This is a genomic window from Burkholderia territorii (genome assembly GCF_902833055.1).
Classification (GTDB): Bacteria; Pseudomonadota; Gammaproteobacteria; order Burkholderiales; family Burkholderiaceae; genus Burkholderia; species Burkholderia territorii.
In genome coordinates this window covers 1-21157 of sequence record NZ_CADFEJ010000023.1, presented here as the reverse complement: position 1 = coordinate 21157, position 21157 = coordinate 1, and the positions used below count along the sequence as shown (strand labels likewise).

The following is a 21157-nucleotide window of genomic DNA, read 5'->3' as shown; positions in this document are numbered from 1 at the left end:
CCATCTCGATGCCCGTCGCTCGCGGTGTTCGCGTCGACGCGCATTCCGGCATACGATGAAACGGCGTACGTCCGCACGCCCCCACGGTCCGACCCGGAGCCCACGACGATGAAACTCGGCATCAACGAATCGCTCGCCCGCCTCGACGATGAAGGCACGCTGTTCACGACGCTGTTTCGCCACGGCACGCTCGACGTCGAACTGTACCGGCCGCGCGGCGAGGACCTGCAGACGCCGCATACGCGCGACGAGGTCTACGTGATCGCCGCCGGCACGTCCCGCTTCGTCGTCGACGGGCGCGAATGCAGCGTCGCGGCGGGCGACGTGGCGTTCGTTCCCGCCTTCGCGTCGCACCGCTTCGTCGGCTTTTCCGACGACTTTTCAACCTGGGTGTTCTTCTACGGCCCCGAAGGCGGCGAACGCGACGCGCGCGACGCATGACATGCGGCCAGCATCGCGCTTGCCGCGCGATCTCCTAGACTGTCTATTCGCAACGGGCGGCGCGGCCGCCCTTCCCGCCATCACGATGCGCGCATGGCCCGGCGCATCGACCGGACAGGAGCACCGCATGCGATACGAACTCTATTACTGGCCCGAGATTCAGGGCCGCGGCGAATATGTGCGACTCGCGCTCGAGGCGGCAGAGGCCGACTATGTCGACGTCGCGCGCGAATCGGGGCGCGGCATGGGCGTGTCGGCAATGATGCGGCTGATGGACAGCAAGAAAGCCGAATGCGTGCCGTTCGCGCCGCCGTTCCTGAAGGCCGGCGACGTGCTCGTCGGACAGACCGCGAACATCCTGCTGTTTCTCGGCGCGCGCCTCGGGCTCGCGCCCGACGACGAAGCCGGGCGGCTGTGGGTTCATCAGCTTCAGTTGACCGTCGCCGATTTCGTCACCGAGATCCACGACACGCATCACCCGATCGGCAGCGGCCTGTACTACGAGGATCAGAAAGCCGAGGCGGCCGAGCGCTCGGCCGATTTCCTCGCGCACCGCCTGCCGAAGTTCCTCGGCTACTTCGATCGCGTACTCGAGCAGAATCCGCACAAGGGCGGCTACATCGCCGGCGGCGCGCTCAGTTATGCGGACCTGTCGATATTTCAGCTGATCGAAGGGTTGCGCTATGCGTTCCCGAAGGCGATGAAGCGCGCGGAGCGCAAGGTCGCGGGACTCGTCGGCCTGCACGACCGCGTTGCCCGGCATCCGCCCGTCGCACGCTATCTGGAGTCGGCGCGCCGCATCCCGTTCAACGACATGGGAATCTTCCGGCACTACCCGGAACTGGACAAGTAGCGCAGGCCGCCGCGTCAATCGCCGTAGCGGTAGCGGCTGCACAACCGCGCGCAGTTCGATGTTGTGTGCCGGACGCGGAATCGATCGGGAAGCGCGCGGCGCGCCGGGGGCCCTGCCCGTCACGCTACGCGAACGCGACGGTATCCCGGCCCGAGGCCGCACGCACGCCGTGCGCCGGCCGGCTACCGCTCGCGCGCGTGCCCCGTTTCGTCGGCCGGGTGCATCAGCCACGGCCCGATCTCCATCTCCTCGTATCGCACGAGCCGGCTCTTGCGCACGCGGCGATACCCCCACCAGATCGCGACGAACAGCGGGATCCAGACATAGATCGACAGCACTTCCATCCAGTCGATGCGCGCGGCGAAGAACGCCTGGTAATCCTGCCCGAGCGAGATCACGATGCAGATCGCGATCGCGAACAGCGGCCCGAACGGAAACCACTTCGCGCGATACGGCAATTGGTCGAGCCGGTAGCCCTGCTTCAGAAAGCCCTTGCGGAACCGGTAGTGGCAGACCGCGATGCCGAGCCACGCGATGAAGCCGGTGATGCCGACCGTATTGAGCAGCCACAGATAGACGCTCTGGTTGTTCGTCAGCGACGTGAGGAAGCACAACCCGCCGACCGCCATCGTCGCGTAAAGTGCGTTGCGCGGCACGCCGCTCGGCGAAAGCGTCGCGAACATCGCGGGCGCACGGCCTTCCGCCGCGAGGTTGTACAGCATCCGCGTGGCTGCATACGTGCCGGAGTTGCCGGCCGACAGCACGGCCGTCAGGATCACGAGGTTCATCGCGCCCGCGGCGAGCGGAAAGCCCGCATGGCTGAACACGAGCGTAAACGGGCTCACGCCGATGTCGGTCACGTCGCTCTTCAGCAGGTTCGGATCGGTGTACGGCACCAGCAAGCCGATCACGAAGATCGCGAGCACGTAGAACAGCATGATCCGCCAGAAGATCTGCTTCACCGCGCGCGGGATCGTCTTGCGCGGGTTTTCCGATTCGCCGGCCGTGATCCCGACCAGCTCGGTCCCGAGAAACGAGAAGCCCGCGATCAGCGCGACGCTCATCATCGCGTGCATGCCGCCGACGAACGGCGCATCGCCGGTCCTGAAGTTGCGCAAGCCAACCGGATGCCCGTTGCCGAGCAGGCCGGCCGCGATCAGCAACCCCGCCGCGATGAACGCGATCACGGTGACGACCTTGATCAGCGAGAACCAGTATTCGGATTCGCCGAAGCCGCGCACCGAGAGCGTGTTCAGCAGGAAGATCAGCACCAGGAACCCCACGCCCCACCACACGCCCGGCACGGCCGGAAACCAGTAGCGCATCACGATCTGCCCGGCGACGAGCTCGATCGCGATCGTCACCGCCCAGCTGTACCAGTAGGTCCAGCCGAGCGCGACGCCGAAGCCTTCGTCGACGTACTTCTCGCCGTAGATCGCGAACGAGCCCGACACCGGCATCAGCGCGGCCATCTCGCCGAGCCCCGTGACGACGAAGTAGACCATCAGCCCGATCGCGATATACGCGGCGATCGCGCCGCCCGGCCCCGCCTGCGCGACCGACGCACCCGACGCGACGAACAACCCCGTGCCGATCGAGCCGCCGATCGCGATCATCGCGATGTGGCGGCTCTGCAGCCGGCGTTTCAGCGCCGTCCCGGACGGCGCGGCCGTCTCCACTGCCGTTTGCAAAGCATCCATATTGTTCACCTTGAATGGATTCGGGCCGCGTCGATTGATTCGGAATACCAATCGATTAGCCCGGTTATTCGCGTCGAAACCGGTTCTGCCCGCCGAGCCGCGCATCCGATGCCGGCGGCCCGGACGCGCACGGTCGCGTCAGACGACGCTGCGCTTGATCGCCTGCAGCTCGGCCGTCGTCACGATCTTCTCGATGCGAAAGCGCGGGCTTTCCAGCCACACGTTCGCGATCCGCCGGTATTCGTCGAGGTCCTCGCACGCGAGCCGCACGAGAAAATCGAACGTGCCGCTGACGAGCCAGCAGTCGAGCACCGCCGGGTTGTTCCGCATCTCGTCCTCGAACGGCGCCTGCGAACGCCCATGGTCGGCCAGCACGATCTGCGCGATCACGACGATCGGCTTGGTCGCGCGCGGCGCGTTGATCACCGCGCGATAGCCCGCAATCACGCCGAGGGCCTCGAGCCGCTCCACGCGCGCCTGACACGGACGCGGCGTGAGGTTCACGAGCTCCGACAGCTTCCGGTACGAAATGCGTCCGTCGGTGCGCAGGATGTCGAGGATCCGGAGGTCGATCTTGTCGAGCTGCATTTTCTTGTCGGTCATCCGCGTTCGCTCCGGTCGGGTCGTGGCTGGTGCGCGGAGCGTCTCCTCCAGTTCCGCGCGGGGCCACATTATCCGGCCGAAGCGGCCGCGCGCCAATCGGCTAGAAGCGCAGCGACAGGCAGGTCAGGCCGCCATCCATCTTGCGGAACTCGCTCGTGTCGATCACGTGAAGCGGCAGCCCGAGCGACTGAATCGCGTCGTGCACCCGCGGATAGCCGGCCGGTGTGATCAGCGTGCCGTTCACGCGCAGCGTGTTGCCCGCGTATTCGTCGGCAGCCGAGATGGCGATCCGGCGATATTCTGCGAATGCCGGATGCGCGGCCAGCGCCTCGGTCACGAGCAGCGTGTCGTCGCCGAGCGCATTGACGACCGACTTCAGGTGCAGGCCCGCGCCGACCGGCACCGCGACGACCGAATAGCCGAAGCGCGACACCAGCGACTCGAACTCGGCAATGCCCTCGGCATCGGTGCGGCTCGTCAGGCCGATGTAGAAGCGCTTGCCGACCAGCATCACGTCGCCGCCGTCGAGACGGCCGGTTTGCATCGGCAGCAGGTCGCGATGCGCGCCGAGCGCCGCTTCGATATGCGCCGTCTCGCCGCGCCGTGCAAGCGCGCCCGGGCGCGTGATCACCGCGAATTCGGGCGTGACGACGGCGACGTCCTCGACGAAGTGCGAATCGGGGAACGCGTCCAGCGGCGGCAGTTCGGTCAGTTCGACACCGAGGCCGCGCAGCGCATCGCAGTACGCGTCGAATTGCGTGAGCGTCTTGTCGTAATCGGGCGCGCCGAGCGCGGCGGTGGTGAGACCCGCGCCGCAGGACGGCGCGGGACGGCGAACGATCGCTTGCGTGAATTGCATCGACTCCTCCATGGTCACGCTGCCCCGTGCGTCACACGGGGGAGCTGCGTTGTGTTCGGACCATTATCGGAAGCCAAATTGCGCAATTTGCGTCGAATTCTGGCGTTCCCGCAGCCGATCGCGTCGAATTGCAGGCGGGACGCAGCGGATTCGGCAGAAGGCCGGCGTGCGCGACGCAAATGCGCGGTACACAGATGCCGAACCGGCCAAGGCGCCGCTGCGACGGTCAGGCAGCCACGGGCACGAATCCCATTTGCGCGCGCCCCAGCGCGGTGAGATCGCTTTCGCCCCCTCGTCCGTCGAAATCGACCTCGAAATGGTCGGCCGGAAAATCGGGCGGGCTGTCGCCACGCAGGAACGCGGGCCGCTGGCGCTGCAGGTACGCATCGTTCTTCGCGCAACCGGGCGCGGCCGCGATGTACATCACGTTGCTGTCGCCGGTGCCGCGATGCGCATCCTCGACCGCGTGCACGACGTCGCCATGCCAGAACACCGCATCGCCCGGCTCCATGTGCGGAATCGGCACCAGCGCGTCGAGCAGCAACGCATGCCATTCGGGCAGGATCGACAACGCGCGACCCGGGCGCGCGCCGCACAGGTCGTCGTCGGCGACGTCGTCCTGCAGCGCGCGCAGCACGACGTACGCCATCGCATTGGCGATCGGGATCAGCTGCAGCGTGCCGTCGCCTGGCCCTTGCGGCGTCAGCGCGGTCCAGCCCTGAAACGTGCGGAACATCGAGCACACGGCCGGCGACGGAATTTCCTCGACGTGGGGGCGGAACGCGGCGTCGAATGGATCGTAATCGCGCCAGCGGCCGGCGAGCACGTGGCGATACACCTGTCGGAAATTCGCGCCGAGCCAGCGTTCGACCGAGCCGCCGTCGACGTGCGGCGACAGCCCGAGCGACGTCGATCCCGGCGGCCGGCGGCGGATCCGGTCCGCGTACACGGGCACCTGGTCGGGATCGAAATGCGTGCGCGTGCCGTCCGCATGACGCCACAGGCGATTCAGGAACACGCGTGCCTGCGTGAGGGCCGGCGACTGGCGCGCGGCCACCTGCGGCCTCGACCAGTAGACGCCGTAGATCTGCGGCTTGCCCGACGCGAGGTTGCCGAAGTAGCGGTCCTCGGCACGCGCATGCAGCCGCTCGGCGAAGCGGTTCGCGTCCAGATAGGCGCCGATTTCGTCGTTCCAGTCGCGCGCCTGCTGCGCGTCGAACACGCCGCGAATCACCGCCGCGCCGTGCGTGCGAATCGCGGCGACCGCCTGCGGATCGACGCTGCCATTCGCGATATCCGCGAAGCGCAGCACCGGAATCACGTCGCGACCATGCGCGTGCGCGCGACGGATCGCGTCGACCTGCCGCGCGATATCTCCCTCCAGCTCGCGGAAAGTGGCCGCATAACCGGGCAGGTCGGCGCGCAGCGCCCTTTTCGCCGTGCGGATGGCGCCCGGCAGATCGTCAATCGTCAGGTGCATCGTCGTCTCCTCGCTGAATCGTGTGTCATGGTGAGCATTCAGCGTACGGCCGCCGCATTGCCGTCATCGACACTATCCGGTCAACTATCGATACAATCCTGACAACCACTCGCTACTCGCGACGATGGCAGACCACGCACAGCTTGTTGCCGTCGGGATCGCGGAAATACGCGCCGTAGTAGTCGGGGTGATAGTGCGGCCGCAGGCCCGGCGGCCCGTCGCAGGTGCCGCCGTGTTGCAGCGCGAGCGCATGACAGCGGTCGACCTGCGCGCGCGTGTGCGCGTCGAACGCGAGCGTGTGGCCGTTACCCGGTTCGGGCGCGCGGCCGTCGAGGGGCCTGCCGAAGAAGAACAACGGCCGGTCGGTATCGGCCGGCATCCAGCCCGACCAGCCATCCGGCTCGCTGAACTTCAGATGCAGCCCGAGTTCCGCGAGCAGCGGCGCGTAGAAGTCGTACGCGCGCGCGGTGTCGCTGACGCCTACGCAAACATGTGAAAACATGGCATCGCTCCGTCGTGACGATCGACCACGATCATGCCACGGCGCGTTGCCCCGCTCGCCCGGAGGTCGCGATGAAACCGCAATACGAGCATGTGACGTTCGCCCCCGGCTGTTCGATTCGCGTGTACCACCGTCAGCTCGCGCACATTCCGTTCGAATGGCATCGACATCCCGAGTACGAACTGACGCTGACGCTGAACAGCCGGGGCCGGCGCTTCGTCGGCGATCATGTCGCCCACTACGCGGACGACGACCTGGTGCTCGTCCCGCCCAACCTGCCGCACACGTGGTCGTCGAATGCGCGCATCGATCGCGATGCGCCGGAAGTCGCGCTCGTCGTCTGGTTCGACGGCGACTGGGCCCGGCGCATTGCCGACTGCTGTCCCGAGTACGCGCCGCTGCGCTCGCTGCTGCGTCGCGCGGCGCCCGGCCTCGCGTTCGATGCCGAGACGGCCCGCGCGATGCGCGCACGCTTGCCGCAATTGCTCGACTCATCGCCGCGCGTTCGTCTCGCGGCCGCACTCGACACGCTCGCCGATCTCGCCGAAGCCGGGGGCGAACCGCTCGCCACCGCGCAGGCCTATGGCCAGCCCGACGCAGCGGCAACATCGCCTGCGTCGGCGGCGCCCGAAGCCGAGCGCCTCGACCGCGTGCTCGACGCGATCGACCGGCACTTCCACGAGCCGCTGCGCATCGACGCGCTCGCCGCCGTCGCGCACATGTCCGAACGCACGCTGCAGCGGCTGTTCATGCGGCACCTCGGCGAAAGCGTCGGCCGCTACGTGCAGCGGCTGCGGCTTGCGCATGCGTGCCGCCATCTGGTCGGCACCGACTGGCCGATCGCGACGGTCGCCGCGCGCTGCGGCATTCCGAACGCCGCGAACTTCAACCGCCAGTTCCTTGCCGCGCGCGGGATGACGCCCGGCGCATACCGGCAGTTCTTCGCGCGGCACGGTCACGCTCCCGATGCCGGCACGCCGCCACCGCTCGACACGCGGCCGCCATCGCTGGAACGCCGTGCCGTTCGGCCGCGCAAATGAAAACACCCCGGCGGGATGACCCACCGGGGTGTCGAGGCGTTGCGATTACCGGACGCGAGCGGCCTTGCGGCCGTTCGCGCCACGCGCGACTCAACGTTCGTTGAGCGGCTTCGCTTCGCGCGGCGTGTCGCCGATGAACAGCTGACGCGGACGGCCGATCTTCTGTTCCGGATCCGCGATCATTTCGTTCCACTGTGCGATCCAGCCGACCGTACGTGCCATCGCGAAGATACACGTGAACATCGACGTCGGGATGCCCAGCGCGCGCTGGACGATACCCGAGTAGAAGTCGACGTTCGGGTACAGCTTGCGCGACACGAAGTATTCGTCTTCCAGCGCGATCTTCTCGAGCTGCATCGCGAGCTTGAACAGCGGGTCGTCGTGCAGGCCGAGTTCGTTCAGCACTTCGTAGCACGTTTCGCGCATCAGCTTCGCACGCGGGTCGTAGTTCTTGTACACGCGGTGACCGAAGCCCATCAGCTTCACGCCCGAATTCTTGTCCTTCACCTGCTTGATGAATTCGGGGATGTTGTCCGGCGAACCGATCTGCTCGAGCATGTTCAGCGCGGCTTCGTTCGCACCGCCGTGCGCCGGGCCCCACAGACATGCGATACCGGCTGCGATACACGCGAACGGGTTCGCGCCCGACGAGCCGGCCAGGCGGACCGTCGACGTCGATGCGTTTTGCTCGTGGTCGGCGTGCAGGATCAGGATACGGTCGAGTGCGCGGACGAGCACGTCGTTGACCTTGTACTCTTCGCACGGGTTCGAGAACATCATGTGCATGAAGTTCGCGCTGTACGACAGCGAGTTCTTCGGATACACGAACGGCTGGCCGATGCTGTACTTGTATGCCATCGCGACGAGCGTCGGCAGCTTCGCGATCATGCGGATCGCCGACACTTCGCGGTGACGCGGATCGTTGATGTCGAGCGAGTCGTGGTAGAACGCGGACAGCGCGCCGACCGCGGCGACGAGGATCGCCATCGGGTGCGCGTCACGGCGGAAGCCACGGAAGAAGAAGTGCATCTGCTCGTGCACCATCGTGTGCTTCGTGACCGTGTCGACGAATTCCTTCTTCTGCGCCGCGTTGGGCAGCTCGCCCTTCAGCAGCAGGTAGCAGGACTCGAGGAAGTCGGCATTCTGCGCGAGGTTGTCGATCGGGTAACCGCGGTACAGGAGTTCGCCCTTGTCGCCGTCGATGTACGTGATCGCCGAATTACACGAAGCCGTCGACATGAAGCCCGGGTCGTAAGTGAACTTGCCGGTCTGGCCGTACAGCTTGCGGATGTCGATCACGTCCGGGCCCATCGTGCCCTTGTAGATCGGCATTTCGACGCTCGGCGAGTTGTCGCTGAACGATAGCGTGGCTTTAACATCAGACGGAGTCATGGCACATCCTCAATCGAAATAAAGAAACGGGATTCGATAACGGGCGCAGCGCGTTACACCTTGGCGTTACACGTTGCGCAGCATCTCCAACAGCCGGTGAACGTCCGGGCTGTCTAGGTCGCCCTCTGGTTCCTTGCGCGCGAGGAGCAAGTCCATCAGGTCGTTGTCGCTCAGATCGAGCAGGCGCGACAACGCGCCTACGTCTGCATCGGTGAGGTCATGCTCGTATCTGCTGAAGAAACGCTCGAACACGATATCGTTCTCCAGCAGACCCCGCCGCGCGCGCCAGCGAAGGCGCGCGCGGCGGTGCGGGTCGGATTGATGCGAATCGTCGCTCATCACGAACTTTAAACCGCGCGACGGACCATCAGTTCCTTGATCTTGCCGATCGCCTTCGTCGGGTTCAGGCCCTTCGGGCAAACGTCGACGCAGTTCATGATCGTGTGGCAACGGAACAGACGGTACGGGTCTTCCAGGTTGTCGAGACGCTCGCCGGTAGCGGTGTCGCGGCTATCCGCGATGAAGCGGTAAGCCTGCAGCAGGCCGGCCGGGCCGACGAACTTGTCCGGGTTCCACCAGAAGCTCGGGCACGACGTCGAGCAGCTCGCGCACAGAATGCACTCGTACACGCCGTCGAGCTCGTCGCGCTCCTCCGGCGACTGGAGACGTTCCTTCTCCGGCGGCGGCGCGTCGTTGATCAGGTACGGCTTGATCGAGTGATACTGGTTGAAGAAGTGCGTCATGTCGACGATCAGGTCGCGCACGACGGGCAGGCCCGGCAGCGGACGCAGCACGATCTTCTGCGGCAGGTCGTTCAGGTTCGTCAGGCACGCGAGACCGTTCTTGCCGTTGATGTTCATCGCGTCGGAACCGCACACGCCTTCACGGCACGAGCGGCGGAACGACAGCGTCTCGTCCACGGCCTTCAGCTTGACCAGTGCGTCGAGCAGCATGCGCTCATGCTGGATCTCGAGCTCGTACGTCTGCATGCGCGGCGCCGCGTCCTTGTCCGGATCGTAGCGGTAGACTTCAAAAATGCGTTTTGCCATTTCGGATTCCTTTGACTCGGCTTAGAACGTGCGCGGCTTCGGCGGCACGGAGTCGACCGTCAGCGGCTTCATTTGAACCGGCTTGTAGTCGAGGCGATCGCCTTCGCTGTACCACAGCGTGTGGCGCAGCCAGTTGTCGTCGTCGCGGTGTTCGTAATCGCTGTGCGCGTGCGCGCCGCGGCTTTCCTTGCGCGCTTCCGCCGACACCATCGTCGCGCGGGCGACTTCGATCAGGTTCTCCAGCTCGAGCGCTTCGACGCGCGCGGTGTTGAACACCTTCGACTTGTCCTTCAGGTGGATGTTTTCCACGCGCGCCTTCAGGCCGGCCATCTGGTCGACGCCTTCCTTCAGCAGCGCCGACGTGCGGAACACGCCTGCATGCTTCTGCATCGTCGCGCGGATGTCGTTCGCGACGTCCTGCGTGTACTCGCCCGACGTCGACTTGTCGAGCTTGTTCAGGCGCGCCAGCGAGAACTCGCCCGCATCGGCCGGCAGCGGCTTGTGTTCCTTCTGGTTCTTCACGTGCTCGACGATGTGATTGCCGGCCGCACGGCCGAACACCACGAGGTCCAGCAGCGAGTTCGTGCCGAGGCGGTTCGCGCCGTGCACGGACACGCACGAGCACTCGCCCACTGCGTAGAAGCCGTTGACCGGTTCCTTGTGGTCGCGCGACGTGCCGACGACCTGACCGTGAATGTTGGTCGGGATGCCGCCCATCTGGTAGTGGATCGTCGGGACGACCGGGATCGGCTCCTTGATGCAGTCGACGTTCGCGAACTTCAGCGCGATTTCGCGGATCGACGGCAGACGCTTCATGATCGTCTCGGCGCCGATGTGCGACAGGTCGAGCAGCACGTGATCCTTGTTCGGACCGACGCCACGGCCTTCCTTGATTTCCTGGTCCATCGAACGCGACACGAAGTCACGCGGCGCCAGGTCCTTCAGCGTCGGTGCATAGCGCTCCATGAAGCGCTCGCCGTTCGAGTTGCGCAGGATGCCGCCTTCGCCACGCACGCCTTCGGTGATCAGCACGCCCGCGCCGGCCACGCCGGTCGGGTGGAACTGCCAGAACTCCATGTCCTGCAGCGCGATGCCCGAGCGCGCGGCCATGCCGAGGCCGTCGCCGGTGTTGATGAACGCGTTGGTCGATGCCGCGAAGATCCGGCCGGCGCCGCCCGTCGCGAACAGCGTCGTCTTGCCTTCCATGATGTAGACGTCGCCCGTCTCCATCTCGAGGGCCGTCACGCCGAGCACGTCGCCGTCGGCGTCGCGGATCAGGTCGAGCGCCATCCATTCGACGAAGAACTGCGTCTTCGCTTCGACGTTCTGCTGGTACAGCGTGTGCAGCAGCGCGTGACCGGTACGGTCGGCGGCCGCGCAAGCGCGCTGGACGGGCTTCTCGCCGTAGTTCGCGGTGTGGCCGCCGAACGGACGCTGGTAGATCGTGCCGTCCGCGTTACGGTCGAACGGCATGCCGAAGTGCTCCAGCTCGTACACGACGTTCGGTGCTTCGCGGCACATGAACTCGATCGCGTCCTGGTCGCCGAGCCAGTCGGAACCCTTGATCGTGTCGTAGAAGTGGAAATGCCAGTTGTCTTCGCTCATGTTGCCGAGCGACGCGCCGATGCCGCCCTGTGCGGCCACCGTGTGCGAACGGGTCGGGAACACCTTCGACAGCACGCCGACCGACAGGCCCGCGCGCGACAGTTGCAGCGCTGCGCGCAAGCCCGAGCCGCCCGCGCCGACGATCACCACGTCGAACTTGCGGCGCGGCAGGGAAGTTTTGATTGCAGCCATTCTTTACACTCTCCAGAGAATCTGCGCGGCGTAGCCCGCACATGCGAGCAGCCAGACGATGGTCAGCGATTGCAGCAGCAGGCGCACACCGACGGGCTTCACGTAGTCCATCCAGATGTCGCGCACGCCGACCCATGCGTGGTAGAAGAGGGAGAGCAGCGTCACGAAGGTCGCGAGCTTCATCCATTGCGCGGAGAAGATCGATGCCCAGCCTTCGTACGAGAAGTCATGCGCGCCGAAGAACAGCACGAGCAGAATGACCGTGTAGACCGCCATGATCGTGGCGGTGACGCGCTGCGCGAGCCAGTCGCGCAGGCCGTAGTGAGCGCCGACGACGAGGCGCTTCGAGCCGATTCGGTTGTTGGCTGCCATTTTCTTAGAATGCTCCGAACAGTTTGAGTGCCATGGCGATCGTCAGCGCGATCGAGACGACGAAGACGACGACGGCCGTCCGCTTGCCGCCTTCCTTCGAGACGGCGTCGTGGTTGACGTCCATCAGCAGGTGGCGAATGCCGGCGCAGAAATGGTGGAGGAACGCCCAGGACAACGCGAGGACGATCAGCTTGACGACGATGTTGGAGAGGAAAGCCTTGAAGACTTCGAAGCTGAGCTCGGAGGTGAGGCTCTGATCGAAGAGGAACAGCAGGAACGGCAGGAACAGGAACAGCAGCGCGCCGCTGATACGATGGAGAATCGACAATATCGCCGCCAGGGGCATGCGATATTTCAACGTGATGTCGCCGATTCCGATGTTCCGGTATTCCGGCCTCGGCTTTCTTACTGCGTCAGTCATGCTAGACCCCTACTATGTTGTCACACTAATCCGCGATTTTAGCGCCTTTTTATATCGCGCTGCAGCGAAAGTCTGCTCTGGATCATTACGCGAACGGGAATAAAGGCGGCCCGAAACGTGCTACGCGAGCGTGGGAAACGCGCATGCACGCATGCCTGTGCCGATACGTCGTCAGCTCAGGTCATTGTGATAGTAATACCCGGTCGTGACATACCATCCGCGCCGCACTTCCACCGGCCGGTCTCCGTATGTATAGGACACGCGCTCGACCGACAGCAAAGGGAAACCCGCCGGCACGTGCAGCAGGTCGGCCACCGCCGGCTCCGCCGCCACCGCGCGGATCTTCTCCGTCGCGCGGATCATCCGCGTGCCGAATTCCGTCTCGAACATCGCGTAGAGCGGCCCCTTGTACTCGCTCAGCCGCTCGAACGTGAGCCCGCGGAACATCGCGCCCGGCAGCCAGATCTCGTCGAGCACCGTCGCTTCGTTCTCGAACTCCAGCAGGCGGCGCACCTGCACGACCGGGTCGGCCGGCTTCAGGTCGAGCTGCCGCGCGATCTCGGCCGGCGCACGCAGGCGCCGGCATTCGAGCAGGCGGCTCACGTGCGGGTGCTCGGCACCGTCGTCGGCGAGCAGCCGCAGAAAGCGGAACTGCGCGCGATCTTCGTTGTGCGTTGCAACAAAAGTACCCTTGCCCTGGCGCCGGACCACGAGGTTTTCGGCGGCCAGTTCGTCGATCGCCTTGCGAACGGTGCCCTGGCTGACCTTGTAACGGGCCGCGAGCTCCACTTCGCTCGGAATGATCTCGCCCGGCTTCCATTCGCCGGATTCCAGGCTTTGCGTGATCAACGACTTGATCTGCTGGTATAACGGACTGAAGGTGGGCGACGGCGACGCGGCAGGCGCCGGCACGGAATCGGCCGCGCCCGGCTGCCCTGGGCCGCCTGCGCCGGTCGGATTCGCGTTGTTCGCCTGGTTCGATGTCATGGCGCGCATTTCATCACAAACCGCGCTTTTCCGTCCACTCAAATTCCGCAAAACATCTGTCTTATATAAGACATATGATACCGTTTGACTTTGGGCCCGCCGGCTCCTACACTCCGGGGCGAGCAAGGGTTCGCGGGTGCAAAACGCGTCCCCGGCTACGTGCCACGGCCGTCTCCAGGTTCACCGCGTCTGCCTTTCGCGAGTCCTCCGCCCTGCTTCAATGCAACGCTTCGCGTAACGCGCATAGAATGGCGTTTTGCCTAGCGTCCACCGCTTCACCCGTCCTGGAGATTTTCAATGGCTAAGCCCGCAAAGCGCGTTGCCGTCACCGGCGCCGCAGGTCAAATCGCTTACTCCCTGCTGTTCCGCATCGCGAACGGCGACCTGCTCGGCAAGGACCAGCCGGTCATCCTGCAACTGCTCGACCTCCCGCAAGCCCAAGCCGCCGTCAAAGGCGTCGTGATGGAACTCGACGATTGCGCGTTCCCGCTGCTCGCGGGCGTCGTGATCACCGACGATCCGAAGGTTGCATTCAAGGATGCAGACGTCGCGCTGCTGGTCGGTGCACGTCCGCGCTCGAAGGGCATGGAGCGCAAGGACCTGCTGTCGGCGAACGCCGAGATCTTCACGGTCCAGGGCGCCGCGCTGAACGAAGTCGCGAGCCGCGACGTGAAGGTGCTGGTCGTCGGCAACCCGGCGAACACCAACGCGTACATCGCGATGAAGTCGGCACCGGATCTGCCGAAGAAGAACTTCACGGCGATGCTGCGCCTCGACCACAACCGCGCGCTGTCGCAGCTCGCGGCGAAGTCGGGCAAGCCGGTCGCATCGATCGAGAAGCTCGCCGTGTGGGGCAACCACTCGCCGACGATGTACCCCGACTTCCGCTTCGCGACCGCCGAAGGCGAGTCGCTGCTGAAGCTGATCAACGACGACGTGTGGAACCGCGACACGTTCATCCCGACCGTCGGCAAGCGCGGCGCGGCGATCATCGAAGCGCGCGGCCTGTCGTCGGCAGCGTCGGCAGCGAACGCGGCGATCGACCACGTGCGTGACTGGGTCCTCGGCACGAACGGCAAGTGGGTCACGATGGGCATCCCGTCGGACGGCTCGTACGGCATCCCCGAAGACATCATCTACGGCGTGCCCGTCACGTGCGAAAACGGCGAATACAAGCGCGTCGAAGGCCTCGAGATCGACGCATTCTCGCGCGAGAAGATGGACGGCACGCTGGCCGAACTGCTCGAAGAGCGCGACGGCGTCGCTCACCTGCTGAAGAACTAAGCAGGCTGCATGGCCGGGCCGCCTCCGGGCGGTCCGGTCACGGCATGGGCGGCGGGCCTGCAGCCGGCCCCGCCGCCCGATCCGATCCGGGCACGTTTTGCCGCTCGACGCGCCCCGCGCGCCGGCCCAGAATGCGCCCGAATCCGATTTTCTCCACGTTGCCCGCTTCCTTGACGTAGAAGAGATGTCCGCGCTCACTCCTGCACAAGTGCTGTACGACGGGGCGTCCCCGCCCGCGATCCTGCCATGCTGCGATCACTACGCGGGCAGCGAGAAGCTGATGCGCAAGTCGCTCGCGCTCCAGGCCGAACTCGGCCCGGTGTTCGACATCACGCTCGACTGCGAGGACGGCGCGTCCGTCGGCCAGGAAGCCGCGCACGCGCAGCTCGTCGCCGACATCCTCGGCAGCGCCGAAAACCGCTTCGGGCGGGTCGGCGTCCGCATCCACGACTTTTCCCATCCCCACTGGCGCGACGACGTGCGCATCGTGCTGCGCGCCGCGCGCGCACCGGCCTACGTCACGCTCCCGAAAATCGCCAACGCCGCCGACGCGGCCGAAATGATCGCGTTCATCGAAGGCACGCGCCGCGAGCTCGGCCTCGCGCAGCCGATTCCGGTCGACGTGCTGGTCGAGACGCACGGCGCGCTCGCGCAGGCGGCCGCGCTCGCCGCGCTGCCGCTGGTCGGCACGCTCAGCTTCGGGCTGATGGACTTCGTGTCCGCGCATCACGGCGCGATTCCCGATACGGCGATGCGCTCGCCCGGCCAGTTCGACCACCCGCTCGTGCGCCGCGCGAAGCTGGAAATCGCGGCGGCTTGCCACGCGCACGGCAAGACGCCGTCGCACAACGTGACGACGGAAGTGCGCGACATGGGCGTCGTCGCCGGCGACGCACGCCGCGCGCGCGACGAGTTCGCGTTCACGCGGATGTGGAGCATCCATCCCGCGCAGATTCGCCCGATCGTCGACGCGTTCGCGCCGCGCACCGACGAAGTCGCGCTCGCCGCCGAGATCCTGCTGGCCGCACAGGCCGCCGACTGGGGCCCGACGCGCCACGGCGATACACTGCACGACCGCGCGAGCTACCGCTATTACTGGTCGGTGCTGCGCCGCGCACGGGCGACCGGCCAGCCGGTGCCGGCCGAGGCCGCGCCGCTGTTCGGCCCGGCCGCCGGAGACGCGCGGTGAGCGCGCGCCGACACACGCATTTCATCGAATCACCGGAGCGTGAACCCGAGACAGGTTTGCGAAACGACAAAAAACGTAACGGAGCCCGAAAACCTGAAATATGCGCGGCCAAATAGGTGAAAATAGCGGCCGCTGCGCGCTTCCGGGGCGCGTGCAGTTTCAAACCGGCCGACGGTGTTTGCCGCCGGCCCTTGTCAACTGATTATCGAAAGGTTCTGACTCCATGAAGAAACTCCTGATCGCTACCGCCATCGGCGCGTTGTCCGCCACGATGCTGGTGTCGGCTCCGAGCGCGTTCGCCCAGGGTACGGCAACGACCGCGAAGAAGGCGGCCAAGCGCCCGGCGCCGGCCAAGCGCATCATCCCGCGCAGCAAGAAGGCGCAGGCGCGCGCAGCGGCCAAGGTCGATCCGGTGCCGGACGGCGCGGTCAAGTGGTCGTGCAAGGACGGCCTGTCGTTCGACCTGGCCGGCGACATGAAGCGTGACCAGGTCGTCACGGTTCACTGGGCGAAGAAGAACTACAAGCTGCCGCGTCAGGCCACGACGACGGGCGCCGACACGTTCTACGATCCGGCCGCTGGCTTCAAGCTGGTCGTGATCCCGAGCAAGGCGATGCTGTTCAGCGACGCCAACGGCGGCGAGCGTCTCGCCGACGAATGCGTGACGCCGGAAATGGCGCAAGGCACGCCGGCTCCGACGCAATCGAACGAGTTGAAGCCGGCAACGAACTAAGCGCGTCTTCACGCTCCCAGGGCCCTCGATGTCCGCCTCGGTCTCCAACGTCCGCCCCGCTCCGGATACGGTACTCGTCGATATCGTCGACTACGTGCTGAACACCGGAATCGACAGCGCGCTCGCGCTGGAGACGGCGCGTCATTGCCTGATCGACACGCTCGGATGCGGACTCGAGGCGCTGTCCTACCCTGCCTGCACCAAGCTGCTCGGCCCGGTCGTGCCCGGCACGATCGTGCCGAACGGCGCGAAGGTGCCCGGCACGTCCTTCCAGCTCGATCCGGTCAAGGCCGCTTTCGACATCGGCGCGATGATCCGGTGGCTGGACTTCAACGATACCTGGCTCGCCGCCGAATGGGGCCATCCGTCCGACAACCTCGGCGGCATCCTGGCGACGGCCGACTGGCTGTCCCGCACGGCCGTCGCAGCCGGCAGGCGGCCGCTTGCCATGCGCGACGTGCTCGTCGCGATGATCCAGGCGCACGAGATCCAGGGCTGCCTCGCGCTCGAGAATTCGTTCAACGCGGTCGGCCTCGACCACGTGCTGCTCGTCAAGGTCGCGTCGACGGCCGTCGTCGGCCGCCTGCTCGGCCTCACGCGCGACGAGCTGATCAACGCGGTATCCAACGCATTCGTCGACGGCCACGCGCTGCGCACGTACCGCCACGCGCCGAACACCGGCTCGCGCAAGTCGTGGGCGGCCGGCGACGCCACATCCCGCGCGGTGCGCCTCGCGCTGATCGCGAAAACGGGTGAAATGGGCTACCCGTCGGCGCTCACCGCGAAAACCTGGGGCTTCTACGATGTGCTGTTCGACGGCCAGCCGTTCCGCTTCCAGCGCCCGTACGGCACGTACGTGATGGAGAACGTGCTGTTCAAGATCGCGTTCCCCGCGGAATTTCACGCGCAGACGGCCGCCGAAGCCGCGCTGCAGCTGCACGCGCAACTGGCCGCGGCGGGCCGCACGACCGACGACATCAGCCGGATCACGATCCGCACGCACGCGGCCGCGATCCGCATCATCGACAAGCAGGGGCCGCTCGCCAATCCGGCCGACCGCGACCACTGCATCCAGTACATGGTGGCCGTGCCGCTGCTGTTCGGCCGGCTGAGCGCGGCCGATTACGAAGACGCGGTCGCCGCCGATCCGCGCATCGACGCACTGCGCGCGAAAACCGTGTGCGTCGAGGATCCGCAGTTCACGAAGGATTACCATGACCCGGCCAGACGATCGATCGCGAACGCGCTGACGATCGAATTCGCGGACGGGTCGAAACTCGCCGAAGTGGCGGTCGAATACCCGATCGGCCATCGGCGACGCCGTGCGGAGGGCATCCCGCTGCTGGTCGAGAAGTTCAGGACCAACCTCGCCCGCCGCTTCCCGGCAAAGCAGCAACAAGCGATTCTCGACGTGTCGCTGGACCAGGCAAAGCTCGAAGCGATGCCGGTCGATGAGTACGTCGACTTGTATGTGATATAGCCGTACAGCACTGTTTGTTTCCTAGCCTTAAACCCAGGAAAATCACCATGGCCCACAATCTCCACAAGACCCTCAAGGAATTCGACAGCGGTTCCGGCAAAGGCAAGTTCTACTCGCTGCCGCAGCTCGGCAAGGAACTGAAGACGAAGATCGAACGCCTTCCGGTGTCGATCCGTATCGTGCTCGAGTCCGTGCTGCGCAACTACGACGGCAAGAAGATCACCGAGGAACACATCGAGCAGCTCGCGAACTGGAAGCCGACCGCGAAGCGTGTCGACGAGATTCCGTTCGTGGTGTCGCGCGTCGTGCTGCAGGACTTCACGGGCGTGCCGCTGCTCGCCGACATCGCGGCCATGCGTGGTGTGGCGGAGCGCTCGGGCAAGAACCCGAAGAAGATCGAGCCGCTGGTGCCGGTGGATCTCGTCGTCGACCACTCGGTCCAGATCGACTACTTCCGCCAGAAGGACGCGCTCGACCTGAACATGAAGCTGGAATTCCAGCGCAACAACGAGCGCTATCAGTTCATGAAGTGGGGCATGCAGGCGTTCGATACGTTCAAGGTCGTGCCGCCGGGCGTCGGCATCGTCCACCAGGTGAACCTCGAGTATCTCGCGCGCGGCGTCCACAAGAAGGCGGATGGCGGTGACACCGTGTACTACCCGGACACGCTCGTCGGCACGGACAGCCACACGACGATGATCAACGGCATCGGCGTGGTCGGCTGGGGCGTGGGCGGCATCGAGGCGGAAGCCGGCATGCTCGGCCAGCCGGTGTACTTCCTGACGCCGGACGTCGTCGGCGTCGAGCTGAAGGGTAAGCTGCGCGAAGGCGTGACGGCCACCGACCTGGTGCTGACGATCACCGAAATGCTGCGCAAGGAGAAGGTCGTCGGCAAGTTCGTCGAGTTCTTCGGCGAAGGCACGAAGTCGCTGTCGCTGCCGGATCGCGCAACGATCGGCAACATGGCGCCGGAATACGGCGCGACGATGGGCTTCTTCCCGGTCGACGAAAAGACCATCGAATACTTCGAAGGCACGGGCCGCACGAAGGCGGAAATCGCCGCGTTCGAGAACTACTTCAAGGCACAGAATCTGTTCGGCATTCCGAAGGCCGGCGACATCGACTACACGAAGACGGTGACGCTCGATCTCGCAACGGTCGCGCCGTCGCTGGCCGGCCCGAAGCGCCCGCAGGATCGCATCGAGATCGGCAACGTGAAGTCGACGTTCACCGAGCTGTTCTCGAAGCCGGTCGCGGAAAACGGCTTCGCGAAGAAGGCGGAAGACCTGAACGCGCAGTACACGACGAGCAATGGCGTCGACGTGAAGAACGGCGACGTGCTGATCGCCGCGATCACGTCGTGCACGAACACGTCGAACCCGAGCGTGCTGCTGGCCGCCGGCCTGCTCGCGAAGAAGGCCGTCGAAGCCGGCCTGACCGTCGCGCCGCACATCAAGACGTCGCTTGCGCCGGGATCGCGCATCGTCACCGAATACCTGACGAAGACGGGCCTGCTGCCCTACCTCGCAAAACTCGGTTTCGAAGTGGCCGCCTACGGCTGCACGACCTGTATCGGCAACGCGGGCGACCTGACGCCGGAGCTGAACGAAGCGATCACGAAGAACGACATCGTCGCGGCCGCGGTGCTGTCGGGCAACCGCAACTTCGAAGCGCGCATTCACCCGAACATCCGCGCGAACTTCCTCGCGTCGCCGCCGCTGGTCGTCGCCTACGCGATCGCCGGCAACATCACGCGCGACCTGATGACCGAGCCGGTCGGCAAGGGCAAGGACGGCTACGACATCTACCTCGGCGACATCTGGCCGACCAGCGAGGAAATCCACGCGCTGCTCAAGTTCGCGCTCGATCCGAAGAAGTTCGAGGACAACTACTCGAAGCTGACCAAGAAGGGCGACCTCTGGAGCAAGATCGAGGGCGAAACGGGCCAGGTCTACGACTGGCCGAAGTCGACCTACATCGCCGAGCCGCCGTTCTTCGGCAACGACTTCTCGATGGAGCCGGCCGCTTCGATCCCGACGGTCAAGGGCGCGCGCGCACTGGGCATCTTCGGTGACTCGGTCACGACCGACCACATCAGCCCGGCAGGCTCGATCAAGGAAGACTCGCCGGCAGGCAAGTGGCTGAAGGAAAACGGCGTGCAGAAGGCCGACTTCAACAGCTACGGCTCGCGCCGCGGCAACCACGACGTGATGATGCGCGGCACGTTCGCGAACGTGCGGATCAAGAACCTGATGATCCCGGCGAAGGCAGACGGCACGCGTGTCGAAGGCGGCCTGACGATTCATCAGCCGAGCGGCGAACAGCTGTCGATCTACGATGCGGCGATGAAGTATGTCGACGCCGGCACGCCGACCGTCGTGTTCGCGGGCGAAGAGTACGGCACGGGCTCGTCGCGCGACTGGGCCGCGAAGGGCACGCAACTGCTCGGCGTGAAGGCCGTGATCGCACGCAGCTTCGAGCGGATCCACCGCTCGAACCTGGTCGGCATGGGCGTGCTGCCGCTGCAGTTCAAGGGCGCGGACAGCGTCCAGTCGCTCGGCATCACCGGCGAGGAGACCTACGACATCGAAGGCCTCGGCGACGACTTCAAGCCGCAGCAGGACGTCACGCTGGTGATCCACCGCAAGAACGGCGAAACGACCCGCGTGCCGGTGCTGCTGCGCATCGATACGCCGATCGAAGTCGACTACTACAAGCACGGCGGGATCCTGCCGTTCGTGCTGCGCTCGCTGCTCGCAGCGTAAGCGCCCTGCTTTTGCAGGTGCCGCAGCCGCCTCGCGGGCGGTTGCGGCCGATTTGGAAGCCCGGCCTCGTGTCGGGCTTTTTTTAGGTTCATCGAGGATTACCGGGGAACGCGGCGCGGATTTTGAGGAAGAAGTATTCCTCGTCGCGGTACCCGTAGGCCCGACGCTTGATGACCTTAATGGTGTTGTTGATGCCTTCGACGACGCTGG

At 65.6% G+C, this 21157-nt stretch carries 21 protein-coding genes; 8 read left to right on the top strand and 13 right to left on the bottom strand.

The genetic code is table 11. The annotated features are described in order from the left end of the window. Window positions 1–108: 108 nt before the first annotated feature. Window positions 109–441, top strand: a complete 333-nt coding sequence (locus HW466_RS26890; RefSeq protein ID WP_059450798.1) for a cupin domain-containing protein — start codon at window positions 109–111, stop codon at window positions 439–441. A 127-nt stretch (window positions 442–568) separates the two neighbouring features. Then, on the top strand, window positions 569–1294 hold the full coding sequence (locus tag HW466_RS26885; protein WP_059543143.1) for a glutathione S-transferase: 726 nt from the start codon (window positions 569–571) through the stop codon (window positions 1292–1294). 182 nt (window positions 1295–1476) lie between these two features. On the opposite strand, the gene HW466_RS26880 is transcribed toward HW466_RS26885, so the two are convergent. The 5 genes from HW466_RS26880 to HW466_RS26860 form a co-directional block, all read right to left on the bottom strand. Beyond that, window positions 1477–2994 (bottom strand): amino acid permease, encoded by a 1518-nt coding sequence (locus tag HW466_RS26880; protein ID WP_151004038.1) that lies wholly within the window; start codon window positions 2992–2994, stop codon window positions 1477–1479. Between the two features lie 138 nt (window positions 2995–3132). Beyond that, window positions 3133–3597: an Lrp/AsnC family transcriptional regulator gene (locus HW466_RS26875; protein ID WP_059506336.1), complete on the bottom strand. Its 465-nt coding sequence runs from the start codon at window positions 3595–3597 to the stop codon at window positions 3133–3135. A 100-nt stretch (window positions 3598–3697) separates the two neighbouring features. Next, window positions 3698–4456, bottom strand: a complete 759-nt coding sequence (locus HW466_RS26870; protein ID WP_151004036.1) for a dimethylarginine dimethylaminohydrolase family protein — start codon at window positions 4454–4456, stop codon at window positions 3698–3700. A gap of 226 nt (window positions 4457–4682) precedes the next feature. Next, the gene (locus tag HW466_RS26865; RefSeq protein ID WP_151004034.1) at window positions 4683–5936 is read right to left on the bottom strand and encodes a DUF1479 domain-containing protein; all 1254 of its coding nucleotides are present in this window, start codon (window positions 5934–5936) and stop codon (window positions 4683–4685) included. A gap of 112 nt (window positions 5937–6048) precedes the next feature. Beyond that, window positions 6049–6438 carry a VOC family protein gene (locus HW466_RS26860; protein ID WP_059450793.1) on the bottom strand — a complete coding sequence of 130 codons (390 nt, stop codon included), beginning with the start codon at window positions 6436–6438 and terminating at the stop codon, window positions 6049–6051. Between the two features lie 71 nt (window positions 6439–6509). Here HW466_RS26860 and HW466_RS26855 point away from each other — a divergent pair, with 71 nt between their 5' ends. Further along, window positions 6510–7478 carry a helix-turn-helix domain-containing protein gene (locus tag HW466_RS26855; protein WP_151004032.1) on the top strand — a complete coding sequence of 323 codons (969 nt, stop codon included), beginning with the start codon at window positions 6510–6512 and terminating at the stop codon, window positions 7476–7478. A gap of 90 nt (window positions 7479–7568) precedes the next feature. Here HW466_RS26855 and gltA read toward each other — a convergent pair whose 3' ends face one another. The 7 genes from gltA to HW466_RS26820 all read right to left on the bottom strand — a co-directional run bounded on the left by gltA (window position 7569) and on the right by HW466_RS26820 (window position 13505). Further along, window positions 7569–8870, bottom strand: a complete 1302-nt coding sequence (gltA, locus tag HW466_RS26850; protein WP_059450791.1) for a citrate synthase — start codon at window positions 8868–8870, stop codon at window positions 7569–7571. 66 nt (window positions 8871–8936) lie between these two features. Further along, complete coding sequence (locus HW466_RS26845; protein WP_059450790.1) at window positions 8937–9209, bottom strand: FAD assembly factor SdhE; 273 nt, start codon at window positions 9207–9209, stop codon at window positions 8937–8939. 8 nt (window positions 9210–9217) lie between these two features. Next, window positions 9218–9919, bottom strand: a complete 702-nt coding sequence (locus tag HW466_RS26840; RefSeq protein WP_011658352.1) for a succinate dehydrogenase iron-sulfur subunit — start codon at window positions 9917–9919, stop codon at window positions 9218–9220. Window positions 9920–9940: 21 nt separating this feature from the next. Further along, the gene (gene sdhA, locus HW466_RS26835) at window positions 9941–11716 is read right to left on the bottom strand and encodes a succinate dehydrogenase flavoprotein subunit (protein WP_059450789.1); all 1776 of its coding nucleotides are present in this window, start codon (window positions 11714–11716) and stop codon (window positions 9941–9943) included. 3 nt (window positions 11717–11719) lie between these two features. Beyond that, entirely contained in the window at window positions 11720–12088 is a 369-nt protein-coding gene (gene sdhD, locus HW466_RS26830) for a succinate dehydrogenase, hydrophobic membrane anchor protein (protein ID WP_006399546.1), read from the bottom strand. A gap of 4 nt (window positions 12089–12092) precedes the next feature. Beyond that, entirely contained in the window at window positions 12093–12509 is a 417-nt protein-coding gene (gene sdhC, locus HW466_RS26825) for a succinate dehydrogenase, cytochrome b556 subunit (protein WP_059450788.1), read from the bottom strand. Between the two features lie 171 nt (window positions 12510–12680). Beyond that, complete coding sequence (locus HW466_RS26820; RefSeq protein WP_059450787.1) at window positions 12681–13505, bottom strand: GntR family transcriptional regulator; 825 nt, start codon at window positions 13503–13505, stop codon at window positions 12681–12683. 288 nt (window positions 13506–13793) lie between these two features. On the opposite strand from HW466_RS26820, the gene HW466_RS26815 reads away from it, so the two are divergent. The 5 genes from HW466_RS26815 (at window position 13794) to acnA (ending at window position 20947) form a co-directional block, all read left to right on the top strand. After that, complete coding sequence (locus HW466_RS26815; protein WP_006487742.1) at window positions 13794–14780, top strand: malate dehydrogenase; 987 nt, start codon at window positions 13794–13796, stop codon at window positions 14778–14780. Between the two features lie 184 nt (window positions 14781–14964). Next, a complete protein-coding gene (locus HW466_RS26810; protein WP_151004030.1) occupies window positions 14965–15969 on the top strand; it encodes an HpcH/HpaI aldolase/citrate lyase family protein in 1005 nt (334 codons plus the stop codon). Between the two features lie 223 nt (window positions 15970–16192). Further along, entirely contained in the window at window positions 16193–16702 is a 510-nt protein-coding gene (locus tag HW466_RS26805) for a hypothetical protein (protein WP_059506345.1), read from the top strand. Between the two features lie 28 nt (window positions 16703–16730). Continuing rightward, complete coding sequence (locus HW466_RS26800; protein ID WP_060260225.1) at window positions 16731–18182, top strand: bifunctional 2-methylcitrate dehydratase/aconitate hydratase; 1452 nt, start codon at window positions 16731–16733, stop codon at window positions 18180–18182. A gap of 47 nt (window positions 18183–18229) precedes the next feature. Then, a complete protein-coding gene (gene acnA / locus HW466_RS26795; protein WP_059450783.1) occupies window positions 18230–20947 on the top strand; it encodes an aconitate hydratase AcnA in 2718 nt (905 codons plus the stop codon). 88 nt (window positions 20948–21035) lie between these two features. Here the strand turns inward: acnA and HW466_RS26790 are convergent. Beyond that, on the bottom strand, window positions 21036–21157 hold a 122-nt coding region (locus HW466_RS26790; RefSeq protein ID WP_166966332.1), incomplete at its 5' end, for a transposase.

Coding starts and splice junctions, on each gene's coding strand:
- HW466_RS26890 (WP_059450798.1), top strand. CDS start 109: ATGAAACTCGGCATCAACGAATCGCTCGCCCGCCTCGACGATGAAGGC.
- HW466_RS26885 (WP_059543143.1), top strand. CDS start 569: ATGCGATACGAACTCTATTACTGGCCCGAGATTCAGGGCCGCGGCGAA.
- HW466_RS26880 (WP_151004038.1), bottom strand. CDS start 2,994: ATGGATGCTTTGCAAACGGCAGTGGAGACGGCCGCGCCGTCCGGGACG.
- HW466_RS26875 (WP_059506336.1), bottom strand. CDS start 3,597: ATGACCGACAAGAAAATGCAGCTCGACAAGATCGACCTCCGGATCCTC.
- HW466_RS26870 (WP_151004036.1), bottom strand. CDS start 4,456: ATGCAATTCACGCAAGCGATCGTTCGCCGTCCCGCGCCGTCCTGCGGC.
- HW466_RS26865 (WP_151004034.1), bottom strand. CDS start 5,936: ATGCACCTGACGATTGACGATCTGCCGGGCGCCATCCGCACGGCGAAA.
- HW466_RS26860 (WP_059450793.1), bottom strand. CDS start 6,438: ATGTTTTCACATGTTTGCGTAGGCGTCAGCGACACCGCGCGCGCGTAC.
- HW466_RS26855 (WP_151004032.1), top strand. CDS start 6,510: ATGAAACCGCAATACGAGCATGTGACGTTCGCCCCCGGCTGTTCGATT.
- gltA (WP_059450791.1), bottom strand. CDS start 8,870: ATGACTCCGTCTGATGTTAAAGCCACGCTATCGTTCAGCGACAACTCG.
- HW466_RS26845 (WP_059450790.1), bottom strand. CDS start 9,209: ATGAGCGACGATTCGCATCAATCCGACCCGCACCGCCGCGCGCGCCTT.
- HW466_RS26840 (WP_011658352.1), bottom strand. CDS start 9,919: ATGGCAAAACGCATTTTTGAAGTCTACCGCTACGATCCGGACAAGGAC.
- sdhA (WP_059450789.1), bottom strand. CDS start 11,716: ATGGCTGCAATCAAAACTTCCCTGCCGCGCCGCAAGTTCGACGTGGTG.
- sdhD (WP_006399546.1), bottom strand. CDS start 12,088: ATGGCAGCCAACAACCGAATCGGCTCGAAGCGCCTCGTCGTCGGCGCT.
- sdhC (WP_059450788.1), bottom strand. CDS start 12,509: ATGACTGACGCAGTAAGAAAGCCGAGGCCGGAATACCGGAACATCGGA.
- HW466_RS26820 (WP_059450787.1), bottom strand. CDS start 13,505: ATGCGCGCCATGACATCGAACCAGGCGAACAACGCGAATCCGACCGGC.
- HW466_RS26815 (WP_006487742.1), top strand. CDS start 13,794: ATGGCTAAGCCCGCAAAGCGCGTTGCCGTCACCGGCGCCGCAGGTCAA.
- HW466_RS26810 (WP_151004030.1), top strand. CDS start 14,965: ATGTCCGCGCTCACTCCTGCACAAGTGCTGTACGACGGGGCGTCCCCG.
- HW466_RS26805 (WP_059506345.1), top strand. CDS start 16,193: ATGAAGAAACTCCTGATCGCTACCGCCATCGGCGCGTTGTCCGCCACG.
- HW466_RS26800 (WP_060260225.1), top strand. CDS start 16,731: ATGTCCGCCTCGGTCTCCAACGTCCGCCCCGCTCCGGATACGGTACTC.
- acnA (WP_059450783.1), top strand. CDS start 18,230: ATGGCCCACAATCTCCACAAGACCCTCAAGGAATTCGACAGCGGTTCC.